Origin of the sequence: Sphingobacterium sp. SGR-19, from assembly GCF_011043555.1 — a bacterium.
Taxonomy (GTDB): Bacteria; Bacteroidota; Bacteroidia; order Sphingobacteriales; family Sphingobacteriaceae; genus Sphingobacterium.
Genome location: NZ_JAAKGS010000002.1, coordinates 581327 through 606775, shown reverse-complemented (window position 1 = coordinate 606775; position 25449 = coordinate 581327). Strand labels below are relative to the sequence as shown.

The 25449-nt window shown below is 40.4% G+C and carries 21 protein-coding genes; 3 read left to right on the top strand and 18 right to left on the bottom strand.

All coding sequences use genetic code 11. The features are described 5' to 3' along the window. Positions 1 to 51: 51 nt before the first annotated feature. A complete protein-coding gene (locus G5B43_RS06230) occupies positions 52 to 333 on the bottom strand; it encodes an ATP-dependent Clp protease adaptor ClpS (RefSeq protein WP_165293843.1) in 282 nt (93 codons plus the stop codon). A 224-nt stretch (positions 334 to 557) separates the two neighbouring features. Between G5B43_RS06230 and G5B43_RS06225 the strand changes: the two genes are divergently transcribed. Beyond that, positions 558 to 1604, top strand: coding sequence for a 3-oxoacyl-ACP synthase III family protein (locus G5B43_RS06225; protein ID WP_165293842.1), 1047 nt, complete (start codon positions 558 to 560; stop codon positions 1602 to 1604). 21 nt (positions 1605 to 1625) lie between these two features. On the opposite strand, the gene G5B43_RS06220 is transcribed toward G5B43_RS06225, so the two are convergent. From G5B43_RS06220 to thrA, 9 genes are all read right to left on the bottom strand, one after another. Continuing rightward, the gene (locus G5B43_RS06220) at positions 1626 to 2285 is read right to left on the bottom strand and encodes a sterol desaturase family protein (protein ID WP_240904772.1); all 660 of its coding nucleotides are present in this window, start codon (positions 2283 to 2285) and stop codon (positions 1626 to 1628) included. 177 nt (positions 2286 to 2462) lie between these two features. Beyond that, on the bottom strand, positions 2463 to 3647 hold the full coding sequence (locus G5B43_RS06215) for a class I SAM-dependent rRNA methyltransferase (protein ID WP_165293841.1): 1185 nt from the start codon (positions 3645 to 3647) through the stop codon (positions 2463 to 2465). Positions 3648 to 3755: 108 nt separating this feature from the next. Continuing rightward, positions 3756 to 5354, bottom strand: a complete 1599-nt coding sequence (locus tag G5B43_RS06210; protein ID WP_165293840.1) for a RagB/SusD family nutrient uptake outer membrane protein — start codon at positions 5352 to 5354, stop codon at positions 3756 to 3758. Positions 5355 to 5373: 19 nt separating this feature from the next. Next, the gene (locus tag G5B43_RS06205) at positions 5374 to 8526 is read right to left on the bottom strand and encodes a SusC/RagA family TonB-linked outer membrane protein (RefSeq protein WP_165293839.1); all 3153 of its coding nucleotides are present in this window, start codon (positions 8524 to 8526) and stop codon (positions 5374 to 5376) included. A gap of 196 nt (positions 8527 to 8722) precedes the next feature. Next, a complete protein-coding gene (locus tag G5B43_RS06200) occupies positions 8723 to 9835 on the bottom strand; it encodes a FecR family protein (protein WP_165293838.1) in 1113 nt (370 codons plus the stop codon). A 175-nt stretch (positions 9836 to 10010) separates the two neighbouring features. Then, the gene (locus G5B43_RS06195; protein ID WP_165293837.1) at positions 10011 to 10643 is read right to left on the bottom strand and encodes an RNA polymerase sigma factor; all 633 of its coding nucleotides are present in this window, start codon (positions 10641 to 10643) and stop codon (positions 10011 to 10013) included. 211 nt (positions 10644 to 10854) lie between these two features. Next, a complete protein-coding gene (gene thrC, locus G5B43_RS06190; RefSeq protein WP_165293836.1) occupies positions 10855 to 12162 on the bottom strand; it encodes a threonine synthase in 1308 nt (435 codons plus the stop codon). Positions 12163 to 12288: 126 nt separating this feature from the next. Beyond that, a complete protein-coding gene (locus G5B43_RS06185) occupies positions 12289 to 13266 on the bottom strand; it encodes a homoserine kinase (RefSeq protein WP_165293835.1) in 978 nt (325 codons plus the stop codon). 33 nt (positions 13267 to 13299) lie between these two features. Beyond that, positions 13300 to 15747, bottom strand: coding sequence for a bifunctional aspartate kinase/homoserine dehydrogenase I (thrA, locus tag G5B43_RS06180; RefSeq protein WP_165293834.1), 2448 nt, complete (start codon positions 15745 to 15747; stop codon positions 13300 to 13302). Between the two features lie 557 nt (positions 15748 to 16304). Between thrA and G5B43_RS06175 the strand changes: the two genes are divergently transcribed. Next, positions 16305 to 16880 carry a C40 family peptidase gene (locus G5B43_RS06175; RefSeq protein ID WP_165293833.1) on the top strand — a complete coding sequence of 192 codons (576 nt, stop codon included), beginning with the start codon at positions 16305 to 16307 and terminating at the stop codon, positions 16878 to 16880. Between the two features lie 89 nt (positions 16881 to 16969). Then, positions 16970 to 17485, top strand: coding sequence for a phosphoribosyltransferase family protein (locus G5B43_RS06170; protein WP_165293832.1), 516 nt, complete (start codon positions 16970 to 16972; stop codon positions 17483 to 17485). Positions 17486 to 17488: 3 nt separating this feature from the next. Here G5B43_RS06170 and G5B43_RS06165 read toward each other — a convergent pair whose 3' ends face one another. From G5B43_RS06165 to rpsI, 8 genes are all read right to left on the bottom strand, one after another. Then, positions 17489 to 18787 (bottom strand): lytic transglycosylase domain-containing protein, encoded by a 1299-nt coding sequence (locus tag G5B43_RS06165; protein WP_165293831.1) that lies wholly within the window; start codon positions 18785 to 18787, stop codon positions 17489 to 17491. 122 nt (positions 18788 to 18909) lie between these two features. Continuing rightward, positions 18910 to 19113, bottom strand: a complete 204-nt coding sequence (locus G5B43_RS06160) for a twin-arginine translocase TatA/TatE family subunit (RefSeq protein WP_105716594.1) — start codon at positions 19111 to 19113, stop codon at positions 18910 to 18912. A gap of 76 nt (positions 19114 to 19189) precedes the next feature. Further along, positions 19190 to 20461, bottom strand: coding sequence for a murein hydrolase activator EnvC family protein (locus G5B43_RS06155; RefSeq protein ID WP_165293830.1), 1272 nt, complete (start codon positions 20459 to 20461; stop codon positions 19190 to 19192). Positions 20462 to 20539: 78 nt separating this feature from the next. Next, positions 20540 to 21322 (bottom strand): DUF4292 domain-containing protein, encoded by a 783-nt coding sequence (locus tag G5B43_RS06150; protein WP_165293829.1) that lies wholly within the window; start codon positions 21320 to 21322, stop codon positions 20540 to 20542. After that, positions 21312 to 23021 (bottom strand): tetratricopeptide repeat protein, encoded by a 1710-nt coding sequence (locus tag G5B43_RS06145; RefSeq protein WP_165293828.1) that lies wholly within the window; start codon positions 23019 to 23021, stop codon positions 21312 to 21314. Before G5B43_RS06145 ends, G5B43_RS06150 begins: the two co-directional genes overlap by 11 nt. Positions 23022 to 23218: 197 nt before the next feature. Then, on the bottom strand, positions 23219 to 24055 hold the full coding sequence (gene tsf, locus G5B43_RS06140; protein ID WP_165293827.1) for a translation elongation factor Ts: 837 nt from the start codon (positions 24053 to 24055) through the stop codon (positions 23219 to 23221). A 182-nt stretch (positions 24056 to 24237) separates the two neighbouring features. Continuing rightward, on the bottom strand, positions 24238 to 25044 hold the full coding sequence (gene rpsB / locus G5B43_RS06135; protein ID WP_165293826.1) for a 30S ribosomal protein S2: 807 nt from the start codon (positions 25042 to 25044) through the stop codon (positions 24238 to 24240). A gap of 18 nt (positions 25045 to 25062) precedes the next feature. Then, a complete protein-coding gene (gene rpsI, locus G5B43_RS06130; protein ID WP_165293825.1) occupies positions 25063 to 25449 on the bottom strand; it encodes a 30S ribosomal protein S9 in 387 nt (128 codons plus the stop codon).

The window sequence follows — 25449 nt, the reverse complement described above, 5'->3', positions numbered from 1 at the left end:
GACAAGTCTTGACTTTTTTGTTTCTTTTTTTGTTAAGAAAAAAGAAAAGAATTATTCTACGGAAACTGTTAATCCTTCGGATTTTAAAATCTTTCGGTACACTTCCATCTCTGTTAAAGAGCCCTCGAGCACGGCACACTTACCTTCCGTATGTACCTTCCACGCAATTTGTTCGGCTTGGGCTTCCGAATATTGCAAATGCTTCATTAGGCAATCAATGACATGGTCGAAAGTATTAGTCTCATCGTTCCATAGAATCAGACGGTTTGAAGACTGGACAGTAGCTAATATCTCTTCAAGCGTAAACGCTTCTTGTTCTGTTTCTACACTCATACCGCAAAAATAATTAATATTTTAAAGTTATGAAAGAATTGTTTATCACCTAGAACGCATGCCCCGCGCTTAAAAAGTAGTACGCTAAACAAATATTAACGTTTATATTTAATATTCCAACGTTATAGTAAAGAATAAATATGTTAGAAGTGCGAAACTTGCTTAATTATTTAAATACTTAAAATTTGTAGATTTACACACTAATCATCAGGAAAGGAAGTAAGATGTTTCAATCGAAAATTGCCGGCATAGGATATTACGTGCCAAAAAATGTATACACAAACGACGATCTTACCCGGTTTATGGATACCGGTGATGAATGGATCCAAGAGCGGACGGGCATCAAGGAGCGACGCTACGCCGACCGTATAGGAGAAACGACTACGACAATGGGTATCGAAGCAGCTAGAATTGCGATCGAACGGGCGAATACAACAGTAGAAGACATTGACTTTATCATATTTGCAACGCTATCTCCCGATTATTATTTTCCGGGTTGTGGGGTGTTACTACAACGTGAAATGGGTATGGGAGAGATCGGTGCACTTGATATTAGAAATCAATGCTCGGGTTTCGTATACGCGCTTTCTATTGCTGATCAGTTCGTCAAAACCGGTATGTACAAGAATATCCTGGTTGTTGGTTCTGAAAAGCATTCTTTTGCCTTGGATTATTCCACCCGCGGACGTGCCGTTTCGGTTATCTTTGGCGATGGTGCCGGAGCCGTCGTGATGCAACCGACTACCGAAGTCGGAAAAGGTATCCTCAGCACCCATTTACACTCGGATGGTGCTGAAGCTGAAAAGCTCGCCATGTATTATCCTGGAACGTCCGGAGGAATATGGTTGGACAAACGGCCAGATTGGCCTGAGCACGAACTTGGAGGTATGTTATTTACAAAAGAAATGTTAGAAGATGGCTCTGCATTTCCATATATGGATGGACAAGCAGTATTCAAAAAAGCCGTTGTTAAATTTCCGGAAGTTATACAAGAAGCATTGGCAAAAAATAATCTCCAATCGACCAACATTGATTTACTTATCCCTCATCAAGCCAACCTCCGAATTGCACAATTTGTGCAGAAGACGTTGGGATTGGGTGACGATCAGGTTTTTAACAATATTCAAAAATATGGTAATACGACTGCAGCTTCTGTTCCTATTGCATTATGCGAAGCGTGGGAAGAGGGAAAAATCAAGGACGGTGATTTGATCTGCTTAGCTGCCTTTGGTGCCGGATTTACTTGGGGGTCTGCATTGATACGGTGGTAAAATAAATGAAAAAGAAGCTGACTAGTCAGCTTCTTTTTCATTTATAGTGTTTTTCTTCTTCTTTTTCTTGAAACCAGAATCGAATATAACATCCCATATTGCGGAACTGACCCCGAATCCACGCTCCGGATCAGAATAGTGATGGAGCATATGGTGATCTTTTATTTTCTTGAACAACCCCGATTTAAAATTAGCATGATGCATGGCGTAGTGACATTCGTCATAAATAAGGTACCCTAAAAGAAATCCAGCAAAAAAAGCGGCTAATACAAATTCCGGTAAAAATAAACTGAAAATAAAATAAATAATAGCAGCTAGGGGAATACTAGCTGATAGTGGCATGACTAAACGCAACCGATCTTTTGGATAGTCGTGATGTACACCATGAAAAATAAAGTGTATACGCTTACCCCAATTAGACGTTGGTTCATAATGAAATACCCAACGGTGCAACATATATTCTGCCAACGTCCAAAAAGCCAAACCAGCAAAAAAATACAAAGCTATATTTCCCATAGACATTTCACCTTTTGTGTAGGCTTGATAAATAAAATAACCTATCACCGGGATCCAAAATATTAAAGGAACACTGTAATGTATTTTAGTCAAGGATTCCAAAAAATTATTCTTAAACATCCGAACGGATTCGGTTCCGTTTGATACATATAACTTCTTTGCCATAATACACAATTTTTATGAACTTATGCCTTTTCGGGGGCGGAATGATTGTTATCTCATTTTAGTCCATCCCTTCAGACGAGGTTTCCAGTATAGTAACACAAAATTACCAAGTATTAGGCTATTATCAAAGATTTACTTTTTGAACATTTTCAGATTTTTGTCAAATACACGTTCTTCCTATACTACACGAACCAGCAATCCCTTTAAATATTCGCCTTCTGGAAATGATGCTCGAATTGGATGATCTTCCGGTTGATTAAATTGTCGAATAAATTGGATTTCCTTCCCGGCATCCAACGCAGCCCAGGCAATAACTTGTTTAAACGTATCGATGTCCATCGCGCCGGAACAAGAAAAAGTAGCCAAGAGTCCTCCACTTTCTAATAAGAGCAGTGCGCGTCTATTCAAATCTTTATATGCCCTCGCTGCCTTATCCAAAGCTGAACGGGACGGAGCGTACTTTGGAGGGTCTAAAATAATAACATCAAACTTTTCCTCTTCTTCCCTCAATTGGCGAAGGTATTTATTGACATCAGCCTGAACGGCTGTGAGTATCGTCGTATCGAATCCATTTAATGCCATATTTTTATGTAGTGTTTCGATAGCCAAAGCAGAACTATCCACCGAAACAACGGAAGACGCACCTGCCTGGAAAGCATTCAACGTAAACCCTCCCGAATAGCAGAAGCAGTCCAACACGCGTTTATCTTTGACGTAGTGTGCTGTCAGTGAGCGATTATCCCGTTGATCACAATAAAAGCCGGACTTCTGCCCCTCGACAATGTTTATCTGGTAACGAATACCATTTTCTATCACCTCCACAAATTCGGATGGCATTTCTCCGTACAGCAATCCGTTCGTGTCCGATAATCCTTCATGTTGGCGAGCATTTAGATCGCTTCGCTCATAAATCCCCTTAGGTTGTAAAAGCTTTACCAACTCTTCGACAATGATGGTCTTTACGGTTTCGATACCGGAAGAATGTACTTGTACCGATAAGAAATCGCCATATTTATCGACAATAAGCCCTGGTAAAAAATCAGCTTCCGCAAAAATCAACCGTACCGTATCGTTCTGATCCGTTAACAAATGGGTTCTCAGTTCTATGGCACGTTGTACACGATTACGCCACCATCCATCGTCTACAGGATGCTGCTGGCTCCATTCCAATAGGCGGACAGCTACTCGCGAATGGGCGTTGTAAACACCATACGCTATAAATTCTTTATCTATATTAAAAACCTTAACAATCGCACCATTTGCAGGTGATCCATCTACGTTTTTTATTGCGCCAGAAAAAATCCAAGGGTGTAATTGCCAAGCAGCTTTCTCTTTGCCTTTATGCAGTGTTATTTTGTTCATACTTGCAAAAGTATGGGTTAAGTAGCCAAAAAAATCAGAATAACAATATTTTATTTAAAATACATAAAAACGGGTGAAAAAAACTTCCACCCGTTCAGCGTTAAATCGTTAATAACCGGGGTTTTGTACCAATTCCGGTTCTATTTTTAATTGTAATGCATGGTGCGGCCAGAGGTAGTTGTGGGGAGCAAAACTTCGGTTTTCAATGTGTAAACTCTGCAGTTGTCCATTTATCAGTCGTGTATGTCCTAATGCTGGTTTATTTAATACATCTTCAGCAATCTTCCAACGAATAATATCATCATAACGTAAACCTTCTCCTGCGAATTCTACTCGGCGTTCGTTCCGAATCAGATCAATCCATTGCTGCTGGGTATAGGCACTATACGTCGGTAACGTGACGTCAGCATAGTTCATATCCAGTCCAGCTCTTCTCCTTACCTCGTTGATACAATCTTTCGCCAACTCGTCAATATCGTCCTGCATGATCTTAGCTTCAGCATAAGTTAGTAATACTTCTGCATAGCGCGAGAGGCCGTAAACAAGATTTCCGTTACGGAAGGCATCTTCTTCGGGCACTAATTTTCTGTACCAATACCCCGATTTACTCGCTCTCAAATTCTGATAATACATGGGTTGCCCTGGCGTATAGATGTCAATCTCTTCTCCGTAAAATATATCTCCGTGCCCCATGATACTCGCTTCATATCTCGGATCCCGGTTCAATTTGGGATTCAGCTCATATTCTTCTTTGGTATATAATGGACAATTGTCGATCTGACGCCCTTGCAAGGTCCAGTAAGCATCCACCAACGCTTTCGTTGGCACACTGTAAGATTGCCCATTTCCTGTACGGAAATGCGGTCCCAAATCCCGGAAAGACCAGGTGTTATTAGCGCCTACTGCTTCCAAATTATGATGCTGGATAAATTCTTTGTTTGACGATGCTCCAGCGTACTGAAACAAATCTCTATAATTCGGATAAAGCTCATATCTTCCACTTTCCATAACCTCCTGTGCCAACCGGGCCGCTAGTTCATAACGCCCATGGTACAAAGCATAGCGCATTACGAGCGTTTTGAAAGATTCTTTATTCAAAAAATGTTTGTCGGTCGAATATTCCCCTGAAGGTAAACGATCAATGATACCATCCGACATTTCAAACAGTCTATCTAGGACCTCTGCTTGCGGTACCGGAGCCTGCTTAGCTTCTTCGATGCTTGCCGGTTCAAGGTGGAAAGGGATATTTCCCCAGCGTGTTGTAGCTTCAAAATAATGCCATACACGCAAACCTTCAAGAATAGCTTTATATTTCTGGCGGATTGCCTCATCCTCCACATAGGGGGCATCTATTGTTGCGAGATAATTATTGATACGTCCGATATGCTTAAACTGCAACGTATAATAATACTCAAAAGCTGGGGTGTTAGCATTGATATTGCCATTTGCAATACGTAAATGGTGATCTCCATCCACACGGGCATATGCGTCATCTGAACGTCCGTCTTTCATATAGAAAAGCATCCTACGATTGTCTCTTGGTGTAAAAAAATCCAAATAGGAACTATAAGTGACACGCTGTAAATCGGCTTCCGTATTAAAAAATTCTTCGAAAGTGGTTGCTGTAGGATCCCTTTTGTCCAAAAAACTTTCGCAGCTACTTAACATTACCAAAACCAGAATCAGAAATATACTTTGTTTTTTCATTGCTTCATCATTTTATAGGTTACAATATTGTGGCTCTAATACCAATGCTGTAGGTTGCCATACGTGGATAGCTTCCATTACCAGCATGATTATCTTCTCGTTCCGGATCCAATCCCTCCCATTTTGTAAATGTGAGCGCATCCTGTGCATTAACATAAAAACGGACGTTACGAATCGATTTTCCGATATTCCGAATCGTGTAGCCGAGTTGTAGGGTTTTTATCCGGAGGTAAGATGCATCGCCTAACCAGACGTCACTTAAATTTGTATTTGGTGTTGCACCGGTCCATACCCTCGGGAAACGACTATTTGGATTGTCCGGTGTCCAGCGATTATCCATATAATATTGACGTGGTGTTCCGAGGCTATTCTCGGTACCATCCATTAAAACAGGATATGCTTCTAATCCTTTAATTCGCTGCGTTCGTCGACCTACGCCCTGCCCTAACATACTGAAGTCCCAGTTTTTATAACGTAAATCTATGTTTATAGCATAATTCAGGTGCGGAAAGGGATCACCTAAATCAATACGGTCTAATTGGTTGATGATGCCATCTCCGTTTTGGTCGACATAGCGAATATCGCCGACACGTGTATTTGGTAGTTTGGCTCCAGAAGCGTTTAATTCTTCTTCGTTCTGGTAGTACCCCTCACTTTGATAACCGTAATAATTATCAATGGCAATACCCCGATACCATATTTTATCCTCGTTTCCTTTAAACACCAAACTATCGGTATTGGTGTATCCCGCTTTGAGTACCCGGTTTACATTATCGAACAGCATACCACCTACCGTGTAGGAAAAATCACCGATTTTATCACTCCAATTGGCGCTGAGCTCCCATCCTTTGTTTTCCACTTCGCCTATGTTAACTGACGATTCGAGAACATGTGCGCCGGTCAGCGGGGGCACAGGAAAAGATTCATAAATTAAATCGTAGGAGTGTTTATGATAAACTTCTGCCGTCACATTCAACCGGTTCTTCAAAGCCGTCAAATCCATTCCGACATTCCACTGTTTTTGTTTTTCCCAGCTAAATTCTGGGTTCGGTACTCGCATGGTCCACCCCCAATTGTTCACCACTTCCTGCCATAAATAAGGAGCTACATTCTCATTACCAATGAGACCATAAGAGAAACGGAATTTCAAGTTGTTAATAGTTCCATTTTCTCTTAAACGACGAAAGAATTTTTCGTTGTGCGCGTTCCATGCTAAGGCTGCCGAAGGGAAGAATCCCCAACGATGTCCGGGCGCGAATTTACTGCTACCATCGGATCTCGACGTAACTTCCAATAAGTAGCGCTCGTCAAATGCATAATTTAACTTTCCAAAGAAGGATGCCTTATTAATCTCTCTATAATCCGTATAGATATGTGACATGGTCTCTGTACCCGCAATTAAATAAATTTTGTCCCGACCATTGAACAAAGACTCTTGGTAATTAATATTTGCTCTGGCGGTTAATTGACTAGAACTAACTGCTTGATCCGCATCGACATTGTTTCCCCAAATCAAAGCTGGTTTTCCGTCTTCATCATAAAAACGGTGGGTCAATCGTTCCTGTTTCCATGCCGATTTATTGATTAAATAGGATACATTTCCGTCGATCGAAAAGTTGTCTGTAATAAAATAACGTGGCCGCAAATTGATTGTACTACGGTCATGGACATTGTTCCGAATGCCCCCATGATGAATAGACGCTACCGGATTAATATTATTATACAAGGCATAATGGTTCGGTCGCTCTGTATCATAGAAGATAGTTTGTGTAGGATTCATTTTCCAAGCATCTTGATACAAACCATGTCCGTTGGTGTTCGCCATTAACCGGTCCACTTGTAAACGATGTGCATAAAAATCAGCTAATAAGACAAACTTGTCCGCCATATTGATATTTGTATTGAAGCGTGCACTGTACTTGTCTGAACCTTCGACGTGGTTAAGACCATTGTCCGTAATATATCCTAACATCAAATTAAATGATCCTACACCACCCCCACCAGAAATATTGGCGGTCGTATTATGCGAATAAGGAGTACGTTCTTTAATAGCGTCCAACCAGTCTACCGAAGGCGTCTCTCCTGATTCAGCTTTTGCAATATCGTCGTCCGAAAATAGGAGTGTCTGTCCCTGCATGCCCCGAGCTTCGTTGTTCAAGCGCATATAATCAGAAGCGTTTACAAAATCTGGTTTGTCTATTTGCGAACTGACACCCGTCCAGGAATGCAGGTCGACCTTGAATTGCCCTGCTTGCCCACGGTGTGTTTCAATGATAATAACACCGTTAGCGCCTCGAGAGCCATAAAGTGACGCAGACGCCGCATCCTTTAATACCGAAATACTCTTCACTTGGTTAGGATCGATATCGGTCAATGACTGCTCCATTCCGTCTACGATAACCAACGGCGCTTGACTTTGTAATGTACTGACGCCGCGAATAGAGATACTGCCTGGCACGGCCCCCGGTAAATTGCTTCCTTGAAGCATGGTAACTCCGGGAACAGTTCCACTAAACGCCTCCTCCAGTTTAAAAAGAGGTCGATTCGCAACCCGTTCCATATTCACCTCGGCTACGGAAGAAGCCACGTGGCGTCTCTCTATCTGGTTATAGCCCGTCACTACAACCTCGTCGATATCACGTGTATCTGGACGTAGCACTACGTCCACACGCGTTCGGTTCCGGGTATTTTCCTCTACTTCTTGGTAGCCCATCAAAGTAAACATCAATGTGACCTCACCATTTATTGTAATTTGGTAACGGCCTGCATCATCTGTCATGGTACCCACCGTAGACCCCTTAATCAATACGTTCGCCGCCGCAAGCGGATTCCCATCTTCATCCCTGACGGTACCGGAAACAACTCGCTGCTGAACTTCTTTCCTTGGCATAATCGTAATTTGATTCCCCGTAATGGTGTAATCTAAATTTTCAGCGTTTAACGTCCTCTTCAACAGACGTTGTAAATTTTCATTTTTAACAGTTATATTGATCTTTTTATCGGCAACTAATTTATCTCTATACAGAAATACGTATTCACTTTGCCCTTCGATTTCCTCGAATAAATCGATCAATTTACCGTTTCTGATATCAACACTGACATTTTGTGAATAGGTGTCGGCATGAACTGCCACCATTCCCAAACACAAAAAAAGAGCTGTTAACTTTATCATGCGGATCGCTTTTTGGTATAGGTTTTTATGCCTTCCTTTGACAAAAAAGGTTTGCCTATTGTAAAGAAACTTCATAGATTTACAATCGTTATAAATTAATATTTTGTTAATTAATACACTTATAAATAGGTAGATGTAGCCGCATCTGCCTATTTTCTCTCTATCGACTGGCTCTACACCAAGTCAAAAATTAGTTTTATCTTTTGTTAATAATAATCCTCCTTTCCTCTTTCTGAAGTTGATATTCAAGTGGGTTATATAGTGTTGTCAACAAATTTGTTAGGGGTTGCGTTAAATCCAACCGTCCCGAAAAAGTTTCGTTTGCTCCCGAAGCAGATTCTACTTTAATATCCGTATTGTAAACACGTTCCAGTCTCGCGGTGATCTCTGCCAAAGGGGTATTTTTCAAAATAAGTTGCTTCTGTCTCCATGAGATATGATCTTCAACAGTTTCGTTGGAAATAGATAAACGTTTACTGTCTTTGCGCAATACGGCAGCAGTTCCTGGTTTTAGGACATGAGGCTCGAACAATGTTTCCCCTACTCCCTGTAATTCTATCTCTCCACTAAGCAACACCGTTGATGCAAACGGATCGTCTTTATAAGAACTAATATTAAACGTCGTCCCCAAAACTTTAACTACCATATTTGCAGTATGAACGTAGAAAGGACGTTCTAATTCCCCTTCTACGTCAAAATAACCTTCACCTTCCAAGTATACTCGTCTTTCAGCGGTTTCAAATATTGTTGGAAACGTCAATTGCGATCCCGCGTTCAACCACACTTTCGAATTATCTGGCAATATGACCTCAATACGTTTCCCGTAAGGCACGGTAACCGTATTGAATGTAGGCGTTTTCTTTTGCCTATTTTCATTCTCTTCATTAGAACGTAAATCAATAACTTGCCCGTCAGAAATAAGCATCTGTTGTCCGTTACCTTGCCGTATAGATACCTCTTCTTCCTCCGTTATCAAATTTTGGCTGATCGTCGCGTTATACAATAGGGATTCGTATGACATCTCGTGGACCTGCTTATTCCAAAAAAAGATTGATAACGTGAGTACAACACAGGCGACCGCGCTATACCGTAACATCCTGATCTGACGAGTTCGTCGAACGCTTTTTCTCGTTGTTTCTTCTATGCGCATCCATAATGCAATATAAGCGTCAGACGACAATTTATGGGATCTCGTCGATTGCAATATGTTTAAAATACGGTTTCCCAACTTTCTAACGTCGGCCGCCTCTTTATCGAGATCCTCGCTGGGTGAGTCGCCACTTAGAATGTCCTCTACTTTACGTTCCATATATTGATTAACGCGTTTGGGATTTATAAATAATTCCGTCTTTCATCTACATATATAGAGAACCGAATTATCTTTTTATAGACAAGAATTTTGAAAAAAAAAGAAAAAATTAAAGCAAATCAGAAATCAACGTAAAAAGCGAAAGTTTAAATACACAGAGCACAAGGCACGTTGACTAAATGAGCATAGAGCGACTTGTAATAGGCTGATCGTTAATTTTCCGAACTGGCAGAAATGCGATGAATAATAATTGAGAAATTTTATTGTTTTCCATCCGTAGACGCAAATCCTTTACAGCCCTATATATAAGCGTACGGCAAGATGCGATAGAAATATCCATAATTTGGGCAACCTGTTCATAGGACATTTCACAGGTAAAACGCAGATATAGAGCCTCTTTTTGGCGGTATGGCAACTTCTCCATTTCGGCACGAAGTTTCGTTAATACCTCGTTTTCTTTATCATCAGATAACGTAATATAGTCTTCGGTTTCCAATCCCAATCGAAAACGATAGTTTTCGGCAGAAATAGAACGGTCTATACTTTTTTTCTTACTTTCTACCACTTTTCGGCGAAGAGAACCAAACAGATAGGCTTTTACATTCACGTGAGGATTCAATCTGGAACGATACCGATGTAAATCAACAAACAAATCATGTATGCTATCCTTTACTATTTCCTCATCCGCACAATATCGAATTGCATAAGAAAAAAGCGCATTGGCATATAGGTCATATAAGCTTCTGAATGCCTCTTGATCTCCCTGAATAAAACGTTGCCAATATTCTATGTGCGAATAATTCGTCATATCTAACTTAAACGTCGGACTCGATAACGAACCATTGGAACATCATAATCCGATCGATTGCTATATTGCGTTTACAATATAGCAATCTTTCTGCCATCTACCCAAATTAATTTAGGCACAAATATCCTTAGTTTTTTGTTAAATTAAGGTTATCTTTTTAAAACGGAATAAGCGCATCAATAGTAGAACTGTTGCTTTTAATCCTTTATAATTAATTATTGACAAGCAGATAGGATTTAAAAATTTCATAATCCACGGGTATTTCCGTCGCCAGTTTTGGCTTCCCCGTCAACTCTTCTGCTCCTTTTGGCAATTCAATTTTTGCAAACACATCCTGGGAAATAGCATCTGGAAACTTACACGGATGGGCTGTTGATAAAAACACCGAAGCATACGTTCCCGGATAATCTTGCCGATATTGATGAGCCGCGAGATAGGCAATAGCGGTATGCGGACAAGCAATATACTGATATTTATCGTAGAGTTCTTCCATTGCTTTTACGGTTTGTTCGTCGTCATATGTATAAGATGAAATCATATCACGAAGTTCTTCTAGGTTGTTGTGAAACATATCCTGTATTCGTACCCAGTTACTCGGATTACCAACATCCATGGCATTTGCCAACGTCTGTACAGATGGTTTCGGATCATAGCTACCCGATTGCAGGAAACGTGGAACAGTATCGTTAACATTTGTTCCCGCTACAAAATGCTTTACAGGCAACCCCATTTTATAGGCCAGTAGACCAGCTCCAATATTACCGAAATTGCCACTAGGCACCGTAAAGACTACTTCCGATATGCCTTGGGATTTTAACTGTGCATAAGCCCAAAAATAATAGAATGTTTGCGGTATCAATCGAGCAATATTAATGGAATTAGCAGAAGTCAATCTCAGTACGTTATTCAGCTCAGCATCATTAAATGCCGTCTTTACCAGTGCTTGACAATCGTCAAACGTACCGTCAACCTCCAATGCACGTATATTTTTCCCGTTCGTTGTCAACTGTTCTTCCTGCACTTTAGACACCTTGCCTTTGGGATAAAGTATGGTTACACGTGTACCTTCGACGCCTAAAAACCCTGATGCGACAGCTCCACCGGTATCACCGGAGGTAGCAACTAAAACATCTAACAATTGATCTCCTTGCTTAGAGAAATAGCCCATTACCCGACTCATAAATCGCGCGCCAAAATCCTTGAAGGCGTATGACGGTCCGTGGAATAATTCTAATACGGCTGTTTCCGCATCTAGAAACCGCACAGGTGCATCAAAATTAATTGCATCAGCAATAATGCTCTTTAAATCATCCTTCGGAATAGCATCGCCAATTAATGTATGTGCCACTTCCAAAGCCATCTCCTGTAAAGAGTATTGTTGAATATTGCGTATAAAAGCCGCATCCATTGATGGGATCTCCTCGGGCATATATAAGCCTTTATCTGCAGGCAAAGAATTAAAAACCGCTTCCTGAAAAGAAACCCGTAGGTCTTTATTATTTGTACTGTATAATTTCATCTATTTATTTTTATTTTTTATGGCTGATGAGAGCTTGAGTAAATAACCGAGCTTGCGAGCTCGTCGAAGATAATCATTCCCCTGTGTGTCAATGATTATTTACATCTCGGTTTCATTTTGTTCTTGCTATAAAATTTTTGGCCCGTCAATATTGACAGGCGATACATATTTAAAACTGTCGATCTCGCTATCTGTTAGATGTTGTTGAATTAAACTTGCGGCATTTTCTGCTGTTTCTTTTCCACGGGAAATCGCGACTACCGATGGTCCGGAACCAGAGATACCGAAACTTAACGCACCAGCATCTATTGCAATTTGTTTCATGGTATAAAACTCAGGAATCAAAATAGCACGGGTAGGTTCAATGAGAACATCGTGCATACTTCGGCTAATCAACCCGTAATCATTTTCATAAAGTCCTGCGATTAATCCAGCAATATTCCCCCACTGCGTCACGGCATCTTTTAAGAAAACTTTTTCTTTAATAAGCTGTCGGGCATCGCGTGTCGGCACATCGACTTTTGGAAATACGATCCCAGCATATAACTCCGTGGGTACCGGTAATTTGATTACATCTAAAGGATTGTGTCCCCGAATTAACGTAATGCCGCCCATTAATGCCGGTGCTACGTTATCAGCATGTCCATGCCCACAGGCGAGACGCTCACCTTCCACGCAAAAAGGGAGCAGTTCTTCCCTGGTCAATGGATTTCCCAAAAGGTTGTTAATAGCAAATAGTCCCGCTACGGTACTAGCGGAACTAGACCCTAAACCGCTACCGATCGGCATATGCTTGATGAGCTCGATTTCCACACCAATTTCTTTCGAAACTCCTAGGTGCTCCAGCAACATTTTGACGCAAGCACTTACGGTATTTTTATCCGCATCTAATGGCAACTTACCGTCGTCTCCGACAATCGAGCGGATTCGTACACCCGGCGCGGTTACACGATGCATCAGGACTTCATCTCCCGGGTAGTCCACGGCAAACCCTAATATGTCAAATCCACATATCATATTCGCTACAGTGGCAGGTGCAAACACACGCACGGTATCCACGATTTTATCGAAATCTATTTTTTTAGCTATATTATTTTGATTCATTACAATAATTTATCACGTATACTCCTATCTCCATTACGCACCCACATTGACCAAATCGGCAAATACACCCGCCGCAGTCACTTCCGCTCCAGCGCCAGGCCCTTTTACAACCAATGGACGTTCCTTATAACGCTCTGTGGTAAAAGAGATTATATTATCGCTTCCTGACAACGCATAGAAAGGATGGTTTTCATCTACCATTTCCAAAGCAATGGACACTTTACCGTCTTCCAGCTTGCCAATATATCGGATCACCTTCTTTTGACTTTCTGCCTTTTCTTTCAATGCATTGAAGTATTGATCGGCTTTTAGCAACTCGGTATAAAAATCGTCTACAGATGTAGCCTCTAAACAGGCTTGAGGAAGAATGGCTCCTAAATTAACATCAGATGGTTCAATTACATGCCCTGCATCCCTCGCCAAAATCAACATTTTCCGCATGAAATCAGTACCCCCTAAATCATCACGTGGGTCAGGTTCGGTATACCCCAATTCCTGAGCACGTTTCACAACTTCATAAAATGACGCAGTTCCTGTAAAATTGTTGAATATATAGGAAATAGTTCCGGAAAGGATTGCCTCGATCCGCACGATACGATCGCCACTCAACATTAAATCCTTCAATACCCGAACAATAGGAAGACCCGCCCCAACATTTGTCTCGTAGAAAAAGTCTACACCATATTTACGTGCTGTATCGTGGAGCGACTTGTATTGCTTGTATTCCCCCGAATTAGCTATTTTATTACAAGTGACAACCGAGATATTCGATTTAAATATATCTATATAATAGGTAGACGGAAGTGGGCTGGCCGTATTATCAATAAAAACACAATTAGGTAAATTCATTGCCTTCATACGTTCTACAAAATTGGACAGATCCGCAACTTCTCCTTGACCTTCCAATGTCGTACGCCAGTCGGCCAAATCTATACCTTCTGCATTAAATAGCATTTTCCTGGAATTGGAAATGCCGGCAATTTTAATTTCCAAGTCGTTATTTTCCACCAAAAAATCATATTGTTCATGGATCTGCTTAAATAATGTTGCTCCGATATTACCTGTACCCAAACTAAATACATATAACGTCTTCTTTAATTCCGCAAAGAATGCATCGTGTACCGTATTCAGTGCTTTTGCCATATTTTCTTTCTCAATAATAACAGAGATATTGAGTTCTGAGGAGCCTTGAGCTATCGCGCGGACATTGATACCATTCCGTCCCAAAGCATGGAACAAGCGACCAGACATACCCGGCGTACGCTTCATGTTTTCGCCAACAATTGCCAATACCGAAAGTTCATTTTCTACGATGGGCATAACCAGTTTATTCGCTTCCAGTTCCAGTTCGAATTCTGCTTTAATAAGTTGTACAGCTTTCGTTGCATCATCTGGGTGAACGGCAAATGTGATACTATGTTCGGAAGACGATTGGGTGATCAGCACGACATTGATCTGCTCCCTTGCCAACAATGTAAATAAACGTCCGCTAAACCCCGATTTCCCGATCATTCCACTTCCGGAAACATTGATGACAGAAATATCGGCGATAGACGAGATTCCTTTGATCGGATAAACAGATTTTCCGCTTTCAAACTGGATAACGGTACCCGGAAATTCCGGTTCGAAAGTATTTCTGATGACAATTGGAATCTTCTTCAAAAAAGCAGGAATCATCGTCGGCGGATAGATTACCTTCGCCCCAAAATAAGAAAGCTCCATCGCTTCGTTATAGGATAAAGTTGGTTGCGAAAATGCTTTTTTGACGATACGTGGATCTGCCGTTAACATACCGTTGACATCCGTCCATATCTCGATCGCAGAAGCCTGTAGTACCGATCCAAAAATTGCTGCCGTATAATCAGATCCCCCTCTTCCCAGTGTTGTGATACGGCCATTCTCATTCGAACCAATAAAACCAGTGACAAATAAAAGTTTATCTGTACGGGTATGTGCAAGTGACTGAATAAGTTGATTTGTGACTTCTTCGTTAACATGCGCATGTCCAAAGTTGGAATCTGTCTTTATATAATGAGAGGCGTCAATAAACTCAGTTTGTGCAACATATTGTTCCATTATTTTGGAAACCATATAATTTGACAATCGTTCACCGAAAGAAACAACCAAATCTTTACTTTGTAAGCTTAATTCTCGAAGTGCACTAATGCCTTGTAGGATTTCTTCTAGTTCATTGAGCATTAATTTCAATCTGGTAAACACCGGATTTTGATATTTTACCGCGATGAGCTTTTTCACCACTTCGAAATGCCGTTCTTCAAGCGATTTCAAATCTTCGTCAAAAGGGATACGCGCAGCTGCATTTTCTGCCATTCTCATCAGCAGGTTCGTCACGCCCGCCATAGCTGACAACACGACTAACGGCTTTTCTCCTTCGTCGTATGATCTTTTAACAATACCTAAGACTGCTTTTACACTGTCCACGTTGCCAACTGATGTCCCTCCAAACTTTAATACTTTCATTTCAGTTTATTTATAATTTAAAATAGTGTGTATACTAACAAAAAAAAGCCTTCCCATTTGGAGGAAGGCTCTATATTTTATGTACACTTTCTTATACAATAGAATTACTTCCCCCGATGAACTGTGCCGGTGGTAATAATAATCGTTGTAATAATAATGTGTAAACTTTCCATATTTTTGAAAAACGATCTAAATATAGGAGTTTTAATTTTAAACTATCAAATATTTTTTCATTTATTTTATGATTTTTTCAAAGGCCAATGAGAGCTCGAGTATAAATAATGACATTATGTGATCATTATTTATACATCTCGGTTTCATTTTCATTAAAATTTTAACAACGAAACTTTATAAAAAGTAGATATCCAGCCACAAAGTAAAAAATCACAAATATCGAAATACAACAAAAAAAATGTTAAAAATCGTTAAACGACGGTAAAATAATAAAGAATATGCTTGGAAGCCGAGACATTATGTAGTAGATTTGCTTCAGTCCTGTAGAAAATATAAGACAAACTTAAGAACGTATCATAAATTAAGTGAAATAGGCGAACATAATGAATACAAAAAAACTGATAGCAGGTATGCTTTTCGTGGGCTTTTGTGCCATGTCTCAGGCACAAACAGCGAAATCCACTTCTTCTGACCCTGATAACCTAGCCAAAGAATATTTTTCACAGATAATGGGTGTTGCATCCAATGCAATGGCAAACACAAAGCTTTATCAATTTGTATATGAATGGCTGGGTACCCCTTACCGCTTGGGCGGTGATTCTAAAAAAGGAATAGACTGTTCTAAATTTTCACTTGCTGTTTATGAAAATGTATTTAATACCACGATAGGCTACAACAGCCGTAATCAATATGCCAACGTAAAACCTATCCGCAAAAACGACTTGCAACCAGGCGATCTTGTTTTTTTTAAAATCCGTAGCAGACAGATTACCCATGTCGGCATTTACCTCGGTGATGACAAGTTTGCGCACGCTTCGTCCAGCAGAGGCGTAATGGTAAGTAACTTAAACGAAGCTTATTGGAAAAGATATTACTATAATGGAGGCAGACCATCAGAAATAAACGAAGCTATGCTAGCTGACGCGCACTCCGATGACGAAGACAAAAATTTACACTAGTTTTTCTCATGACATGATGGAAGGGGTTCGGATGTATAGATATCCGAACCTTTTTTGTATTTTTATACGCAGTAATCAAAGCACACAATATGTCTAACAAACGAACACTCATTTTAGATAAAAAGCAGATCCGTCAGAAATCGATTCGTATCGCATACCAGATTCTCGAAGACAATTTTGAAGAGAAATCGTTGGTATTGGTAGGTGTTGCAGACCGGGGCTATGTGTTCGCAAAAAGGCTTCAGCAACTTTTACAGGACATTGCTCCAGACAAAACAATCGAGCTTATTAAAGTCACTATTTCGAAAACCAAAAGAAGTTTGGAGGCGACTACAGATGTGCCTATTGAAATCGCAAAAGACAAGGTCATTATATTAATCGACGACGTACTCAATAGCGGTCGCACATTAGCATATGGCTTGGGTTTATTCCTTAATGTTCCGCTCAAAAAAATGCGAACGGCAGTATTGATTGATCGCTCTCACCATCAATTTCCGTTGTTTAGCGATTATTATGGACTAAAACTCTCTACGATATTAAAGGAACACGTAGAAGTGGAGTTGGAGGAGTTTGACCGAAAAGAAGATGCCGCCTGGCTGTCGTAGGTTTTAAGACTTTTTAATTCTTAACTTCTGCCCTATTTTAAGTCGGGTACTATTCAAGTTGTTATCGGCCTTTATTTGAGACACGGTGGCGCCTTTAAATCGCGCTGCAATATGCGATAACGTGTCCCCTTTTCTTACCGTATATGTAGTATAGGCCGCCGCACGTCTAGTAGACTTCCCCGAAACTGCAGCCAACCTTTCCCCTTTGCCGGACGGGTTCTTTTTTATCGAAGAAGCATCATCCACATTCGCCAACATGCCGGCAGAAACCTCTAATTGATTATTTAATGCAGCATATAATAAGCTATCATTCAAATGGTCAGTATCCGGTAAGATTAACCGTTTTGGACTTTCCGTGCTGGCATTTATAACGGAACGTTTATACGCCGGGTTGAATTTTTTAACCGTTTCCAAAGGTAGATTGACAGCTTGGGCGATTTGTTCCAAATTGGTGGGTCTTTCAACCATAATTGGCTTCCCCTCCCAAGCAAGATCGGTAGACGCTATCGATATACCGTATTCATCTGCATGCTTCAATGTGTATGCCATCGCAATGAATTTTGGTATATAGTCTTGTGTTTCCTTCGGTAAATAGGGAGAAAGTTGCCAGAAGTCCGGATTTTGCAATCCTGATCGCTGAATGGCACGGCGTACACATCCCCTGCCACAATTATAGGACGCCAGTGCCAACAACCAATCGTTAAACTCGTCGTAAGCGTCACGGAAATAACGGCTTGCCGCATAGCAAGCGGCATACGGATCTTTTCGTTCGTCTACGTAGCTATCCATCGTCAAATCATAGATCTTCGCCGTAGGATACATAAACTGCCATAAACCCACCGCACCTGAACGGGATACCAAATGTGGATCTAATGAAGATTCAATAACGGATATATATTTTATTTCATCAGGCAACTGATTTTCAGAAAATATCTTTTCATATATCGGAAAGTAATATTGTGCCAACCCCTGCAGCTTACTCATATAGGGATTATAGTTACGTGAGATATATTTATCGATATAAGATTTTATTTTTTCGTTTAATGCTAATGGAATGGTTCGCTGTATTTTACGCATGCGGTTGAAGATCAACGAGTCTTCCGCGGTATATAATGGATCATAATAAGATAATGTCTTAAGAGAATCCAATCCGGAAATAATAATCTCTCGTTGGCTGGACGCCGCTTCTATCAAATGCAACGGAACAGGTTCAGTATCGACATTGGCCATATCTTGCGCATGTATAGATAGTTGCAATCCGAATGCACAACAAGGTATAAGCCACAAACGGTTTTTAATCATACGGTATTTGGTGTTTTTATGTAAACGTCAATTTTCCCCAAGTAGTATATTCACGTCCAAAAAACTAAAGAGTCTCGAGGAGGCTGCTCCGCGAAACTCTTATTTCTTCCTTTTCCCTCTAATTAGTTCTGGGGGTTATTGTTATTATTTGTGCTATTTTGGTTTTCGGTAGGTTCTTCACGCTGGCCATCTTTAAATTCCTTAACTCCACGGCCTAGACCGCGCATCAATTCCGGAATCTTTTTACCTCCAAAAAGTAATAAAACCAAAACTACTATGATAATAATCTCTTGCGTCCCAATAAATAATAATCCCGATGTATACATAGTTTTAAAATTCTTAGCGTTGCTTTCATTATCAACGCATTACAAATATATAATTAAAATTCTGAATTCCCTGTAACTATTTTGCTAACCACGAAACCGGATTCATTGCGGTTTGCCCTTGGAAAACGCCAAAGTTCACAATAGAATATCCGGCGTCTGGATCCTCTCCTGCTATACCAATCTGTTGCCCTCTTCCTACTTTTTGTCCACGTCTTACGGATACACTCTTCAAATTAGAATACGAGGTAAAATATTCACCATGTTTTATAACGACAAAACTTCCGATTACCTGAACAACATCTCCTTCAAAAACAGCTTTTACCGAAGCGTTATCGGCCGTACGAATAGCCACATCAGAGTTGTCGATACGTACATTACGCTCCACCGTTTCGAAACCGAAGTTACGAACGATATTTCCTTGCGACACCGGCCAAGGCAAACGTCCACGATTAGATTTGAAATCCGCGGACAGCCTAGCTGCTTCTGGAGTAGAACGCAGGACCTCGCTATCCGATTTCCGGGGTGTTGTTTTTTCGACTTCTTCGACGGTTTTACCTGTCCGTTTAGCTTCCGCCTCGGCAGCTTTTCTTCGTGCTTCTTCTGCAAGTCTACGTTGTGCTTCAATTTCTCGACGGATCGCCGCTTGTATCATCGCATCGATACGCTTCTTTTCCTGCTGTTTCTGACTAAGCTGCCCTCTATATGTAGATTCTTCTTTCTTCAACTGGCTGAGCTCTTTTGCATGCAAAGACCGATCTTTAGCAATGATAGCTTTCTCCGCTTCCTGCTCTTTCAACAGTTTGTTCTGCATTTCTCGGTCCCTCTCCAATTGCGCTATTTTCAGTTCTATTTCCTTTTTGGTAGCTTCAATTTCAGCAGCTTTTATCTTACGTGCATCGTTAAATTGTTGTAGATATTTCACACGTTTAAACGCTTGGTTAAAATCTTTCGAAGCAAAAATAAACATCAGCTTATTATATCCGTTTTTGTTCCGAAAAGCAAAGAGGATCATTTTCTCATAATCTTTCCTCATCTTTTCTAGCTCAGCCTTTAATTCGTTAACAGCTTTTGTATTTTTTTGGATATTATTATTGATAATCCGTAATTCTGAATTTATCGTCTTGATCTTGTCTTCCCGTAGATTTAGCTGCCGACTTAATGCGTTTACCTCTTTTTGAGAAAGCAACTTTTCTTGTGTTTTTGCACGCACAATCTTCATTAACTCCGCAATCTCTGCGTCTATCTTTTCCCGCTGCTTTTTTAGCTCGGCACTGCTTTGCGCAGAAACTAACCCCACCCCGACACTCAAAACAAACAAGAAGCTAAATAGTATTTTTTTTATATCCATGAACCGTTTTTCTCTATATTTGGGCAAAAATAAGCCTACAAAAATAAAGATTATTTTGTGCTTTTACTGTGATAATCACTAATTTATTACTTTGTACCTACTAGAAACAGAAAAGGGCATTTCTACATTTTCATTAAAAGACACCCGATTATATCCCAATTGCGCTTTTAAAGACATATCTTCTCCCACGATATTTAACGCTATATTGTGCGGAAAATTATACCCATCCGTTTTAACATAGTTTCCATAAAAAGCTTCGAGGTTATTTATCCCGCCCACCTCTTGCAGAACAAAGTTAAACGGGCGGTTTTCCTGATTTATCCGGTATTGATAAGATAACTGTTCCTTAATACCCACTACAATAAATTCGTCTGTAGCGCTAGCTACCTGCACATTGTCCGTTCGCAACAAATTTGAGGACACATTTGCCATCAGCAAATCCTGCAGCGTAGTGAATGTAATACCGCGGTTTGTATAATTATATATATAAGTAAAGGGTTTAGCTATATATTCCCCTTGCAGTTTATTGAGTATTTTAACACTATCCGGTGTAATCATCACACGCGCCACCTCGACACCCAATATCGCTGTAACGGACAGCCAGATCGCCTTGTCTCTTTCTATTCGTACATTCAATGTAACGTCCTGTATATTTCCGTCCATCTCAATTTTCGTTTTTGCTCGACCGGAAAACGTGTAAAAATCCAGATTATTCATCTCGAAAGTCTTAATACTCGCTGCATTAGCTGCATTAGTTTCCGTCGGCACATCAGTAGATGGCATGGCGATTTTTCGCTTTGTCTTACAAGAAGCAAACATCAACACGCCTAACATCACGAACAAAATCAATCTACTCCACATAACTTTTCGTTGCTATTTTTGACTTTAACTTTTCTACATCTATATCACTTCCATCACTCATTGCCAATGCTTTTTCCCATTGCCTTAAAGCTTCCTTGCTATTCCCTGATTTAAACAATATATCGCCATAATGCTCATAAAGTACAGCGGATGGCGACGATCCTCGAACAGCCTTTTCCATCCATATCAACGCATCTTTATAATTTTCTTGTTTAAAGAGTACCCACGCATAAGTATCTTGAAAGGTACTCGAACCTGGTTCCAATTCGTTGGACTGTCTGGACAACTTTTCTGCCAGTTCCAGTTTCTCATTTCGTTCAGCCAGATAATACGCATAATTATTCATAGCTGTCACATTGGTACTATCCAATTTAATAGCCTCTTCATAAGCGACATCCGAAACCTCTGCCATACCTAATTTATGGTATAAATCGCCAAGACCTGCGTAGATAAGTGATTGCAGATACGTATTTTCTTCTCCGCTATTATCCAATGCAGCCTCCATCAGTTTGCGGGCATTCTCCCCGTCATCTTTTACCATGTACGCCAATCCGGTGAAGTACAGAAGCATCGGGTTATTAGGATTTGCTTCTAACGCTTCCAAACCGTGGTCAACAGCTTGATCTACCTCGTTAAGTGCCATTTCCACATTCATCAACATACGCCAGGCGTCTACATGTGCTCTATTGATCCCTACTGCGGTAAGAAACAACGATCGCGCCTCCTGCAAATTTCCTCTTCGCCAAAGCACGTCTCCTTTCGCTACATGACTATCCGCTACTCGTGGATGTTTTAACACCAATATGTTTGCTAATTCTTGAATTTGCTCCAATGTTAACATAGATTTCCCGCTCAGCAACGTGAACATAACGCGATGTTTATCCATGTAGTTGACATCGGTCGATTCAAAAGCTTTCCGTAACGACTCGAATGCCTGTCGGTCTTTCTTTGCGGCTGTATATGCATCTGCTAAATCTAAATACAACAGATGATCACTTGTATTCTTTAATCCTTTCTCCAATATTTGTATGGCTTGCTTCGTCGATTTTTTGTCCATGTAGATAAATCCTAATGTACTGTATACTTGACGAAGGCTAGAGTTATTTTGAGCCCGGGGCAATAATATCTTTTCTGCTTCTTGTTTCCTACCCAAATCAACCAACATTTCTGCTTTCATAACATCCAGCGTGTCGGAGCTTCCAAATCGAGCAACAGCGTTATCATATACCTTCAATGCATCATCGGATTGTTTTGATGCATGTAATAATAACATCTTCTCTCTATACAAGGATGCATTGTCGGGATATACACCAATTGCACGTTCGATAACTGGGATAGCGCTCGCTATATCTCCTTTACTTTTATGCAATTCAACCAGATAGTTGATATATAACATATTTTTTGGTTCTATCTCCAAAGCTTTTTCCGTCAGTGGGATAGCAACATCAAAATTACGAGCCTGCCCAAATAAAAGTGCTTTTGCGTAATACACTTCTGCTGCGTCGGGATATTCTGCCAAGATCGTATCCAGCTTTTCTATTGCTCCTGCAAAATCTCCCGTACGAAGTTTCCCTTCCACCTCAACCAACAATTGCTTATAAGGCTTTTCTGCTATCTGTTCTTGTTGTGCGTAGCTATTTAATGTGCAAAACAATCCTATGATGGCGAGTAGCGCTATACAAGCTATTTTTTTATACATATTCATTCAAATTCCTTCCTGTTATACTAATCGAACAAAGCTCACTTTATAAAGATGACAAAAAAAAGTAAAAGTTTAGTGTTTGTATCTTAAAATAGGTTAAATTTTAATATTAAGAGCAAAAACAAAGCCTGTCCGAATAAACGGACAGGCCTCTTTTCATATACTGACGAAATGTCTTCCTTTTTTGCTCTGAATTATGCGCCTAACTGTACACGTTTAAACGCTGTAACAGTCAACCCTTTAGAAACGGAATCCAAGAACTGCGCGATATTTTTAGAAGAGTCTTTCACAAACTCTTGGTTTAACAAGGTTGTATCTTTGAAAAATTTATTTAATTTACCTTGTGCTATTTTTTCTGCCATTTCAGCAGGTTTACCTTCTGCAATAATTTGTTCTTTCGCGATAGCGATTTCACGATCAATGGTTTCTTGATCTACACCGTCCTTATCGATCGCAACAGGGTTCATCGCAGCGATTTGCATGGCGACATCTTTACCAGCTTCTTCTATACCTGCTACATCAGCAGAAAGACCAACCAATACACCTAAACGATAGTTTCCGTGAATGTAGGCTACTACCTTCTCAGCAGAAACAGCTTCATATTTAGAAACATCAATTTTCTCACCGATTACACCGGTTTGCTCAATTAAAGCATCCTCAATTTTTTTACCGTCCAGCTCTAAAGCTTTCAATTCCTCAACAGAAGCAGGGCTATTCTGTAAAGCAATGTCAGCGATTTTTTCTGCGAAAGCTACGAAGTCTGCATTTTTTGCAACGAAGTCTGTCTCACAGTTTACTTCCACTACGATACCTGATTTACCATCAGCAGCAGCCTTAGCGATAACCACGCCTTCGTTAGAATCACGGTCCTGACGGCTAGCAGCAACTTTAGCGCCTTTTTTACGCAAGTAGTCGATAGCAGCTTCGAAATCACCATTTGATTCCACCAATGCTTTTTTACAATCCATCATACCGGCGCCAGTTTGTTGACGCAATTTGTTTACATCTGATGCAGAGATTTGTACTGACATATTTCTATTTCTTTAATAATTTTTAAATACTCGAAGGTCTAGCAAGTATAGCATATATATGCAACACAGGCATTAAACTTCTGTTAAATAAACAAGAAAACCGGACAAACTTATGTAGACTCTGTGAAGCGATACTTCATAAAGGCTAACACTTGTTTATCCGGCTTTGATACGGAGAGAATTTACTCTCCGTCTTTTGCTTTACGAGGACGTTTTCCAGCGTTAGCTTCTTCAGCTTCACCGTTGTCTACTGCAGCCTTGGCAGCCACAGCTTCTTTTTCAGCTTCTTCCTCTTTATCGCGTTTGCGTTCATCCAAACCTTCTTGGATTGCTTTTCCTATAATATTCGCGATTAAGCTAATTGATTTTGTAGCGTCATCATTTGCTGGAATAGGGAAATCAATATTGGAAGGATCAGAGTTTGTATCTACCATTGCAAAAGTAGGGATATTCAACTTGATTGCTTCAGAGACCGCAATGTGCTCTTTTTTCACATCGATGATAAATAAAGCAGCAGGCAAACGGTTTAAGTCAGCAATACCTCCTAGAAGGCTTTCCAACTTCACACGCTCGCGTTGAATCATCAACTTCTCTTTCTTAGATAACACGGCGTATGTACCATCTTTTTGCATTTTGTCGATGTTGGACATTTTCTTGATAGACTTACGTACCGTTGCAAAGTTTGTAAGCATCCCTCCCAACCATCTTTCTGTTACGAAAGGCATGTTGACTGCTTTCGCTTGCTCAGAGATAATTTCTTTTGCTTGTTTTTTCGTAGCTACGAATAATACTTTACGACCTGACTTTACGATTTGTTTGATAGCTGAAGCAGCTTCTTCTAATTTCGTTAGAGTTTTGTTCAAATCGATGATGTGGATACCATTGCGTTCCATGAAAATGTATTTAGCCATTTTCGGATCCCACTTACGAGTAAGGTGACCAAAGTGAACACCTGCATCCAATAGTTCTTGATATGTTGTTCTTGCCATTTTTTGATCCTCCTTTGATTAACGTTTACTGAATTGGAATCTTCTACGAGCTTTACGACGACCTGGTTTCTTACGCTCAACCATACGGTCGTCACGTGTCATCAAGCCTTTCGCACGTAATGCTGGTTTAACTTCTGGGTCTAGTTCTACCAAAGCTTTAGCGATTGCTAAACGTACAGCTTCGGCTTGGCCTTTGACACCACCACCATCAACGTTAACTTTCACATCAAAATTTCCAGCAGCACCTGCTACCTCAATAGACTGGGTAACAATGTATTGCAATGGCAATGTTGGGAAATATTCTTTATAATCTTTACCGTTTACGGTAATGTTTCCGCTACCAGCAGATAAGTAAATGCGGGCAACAGCTGTTTTTCTTCTTCCTGAAGTATTCGTTGTTGACAT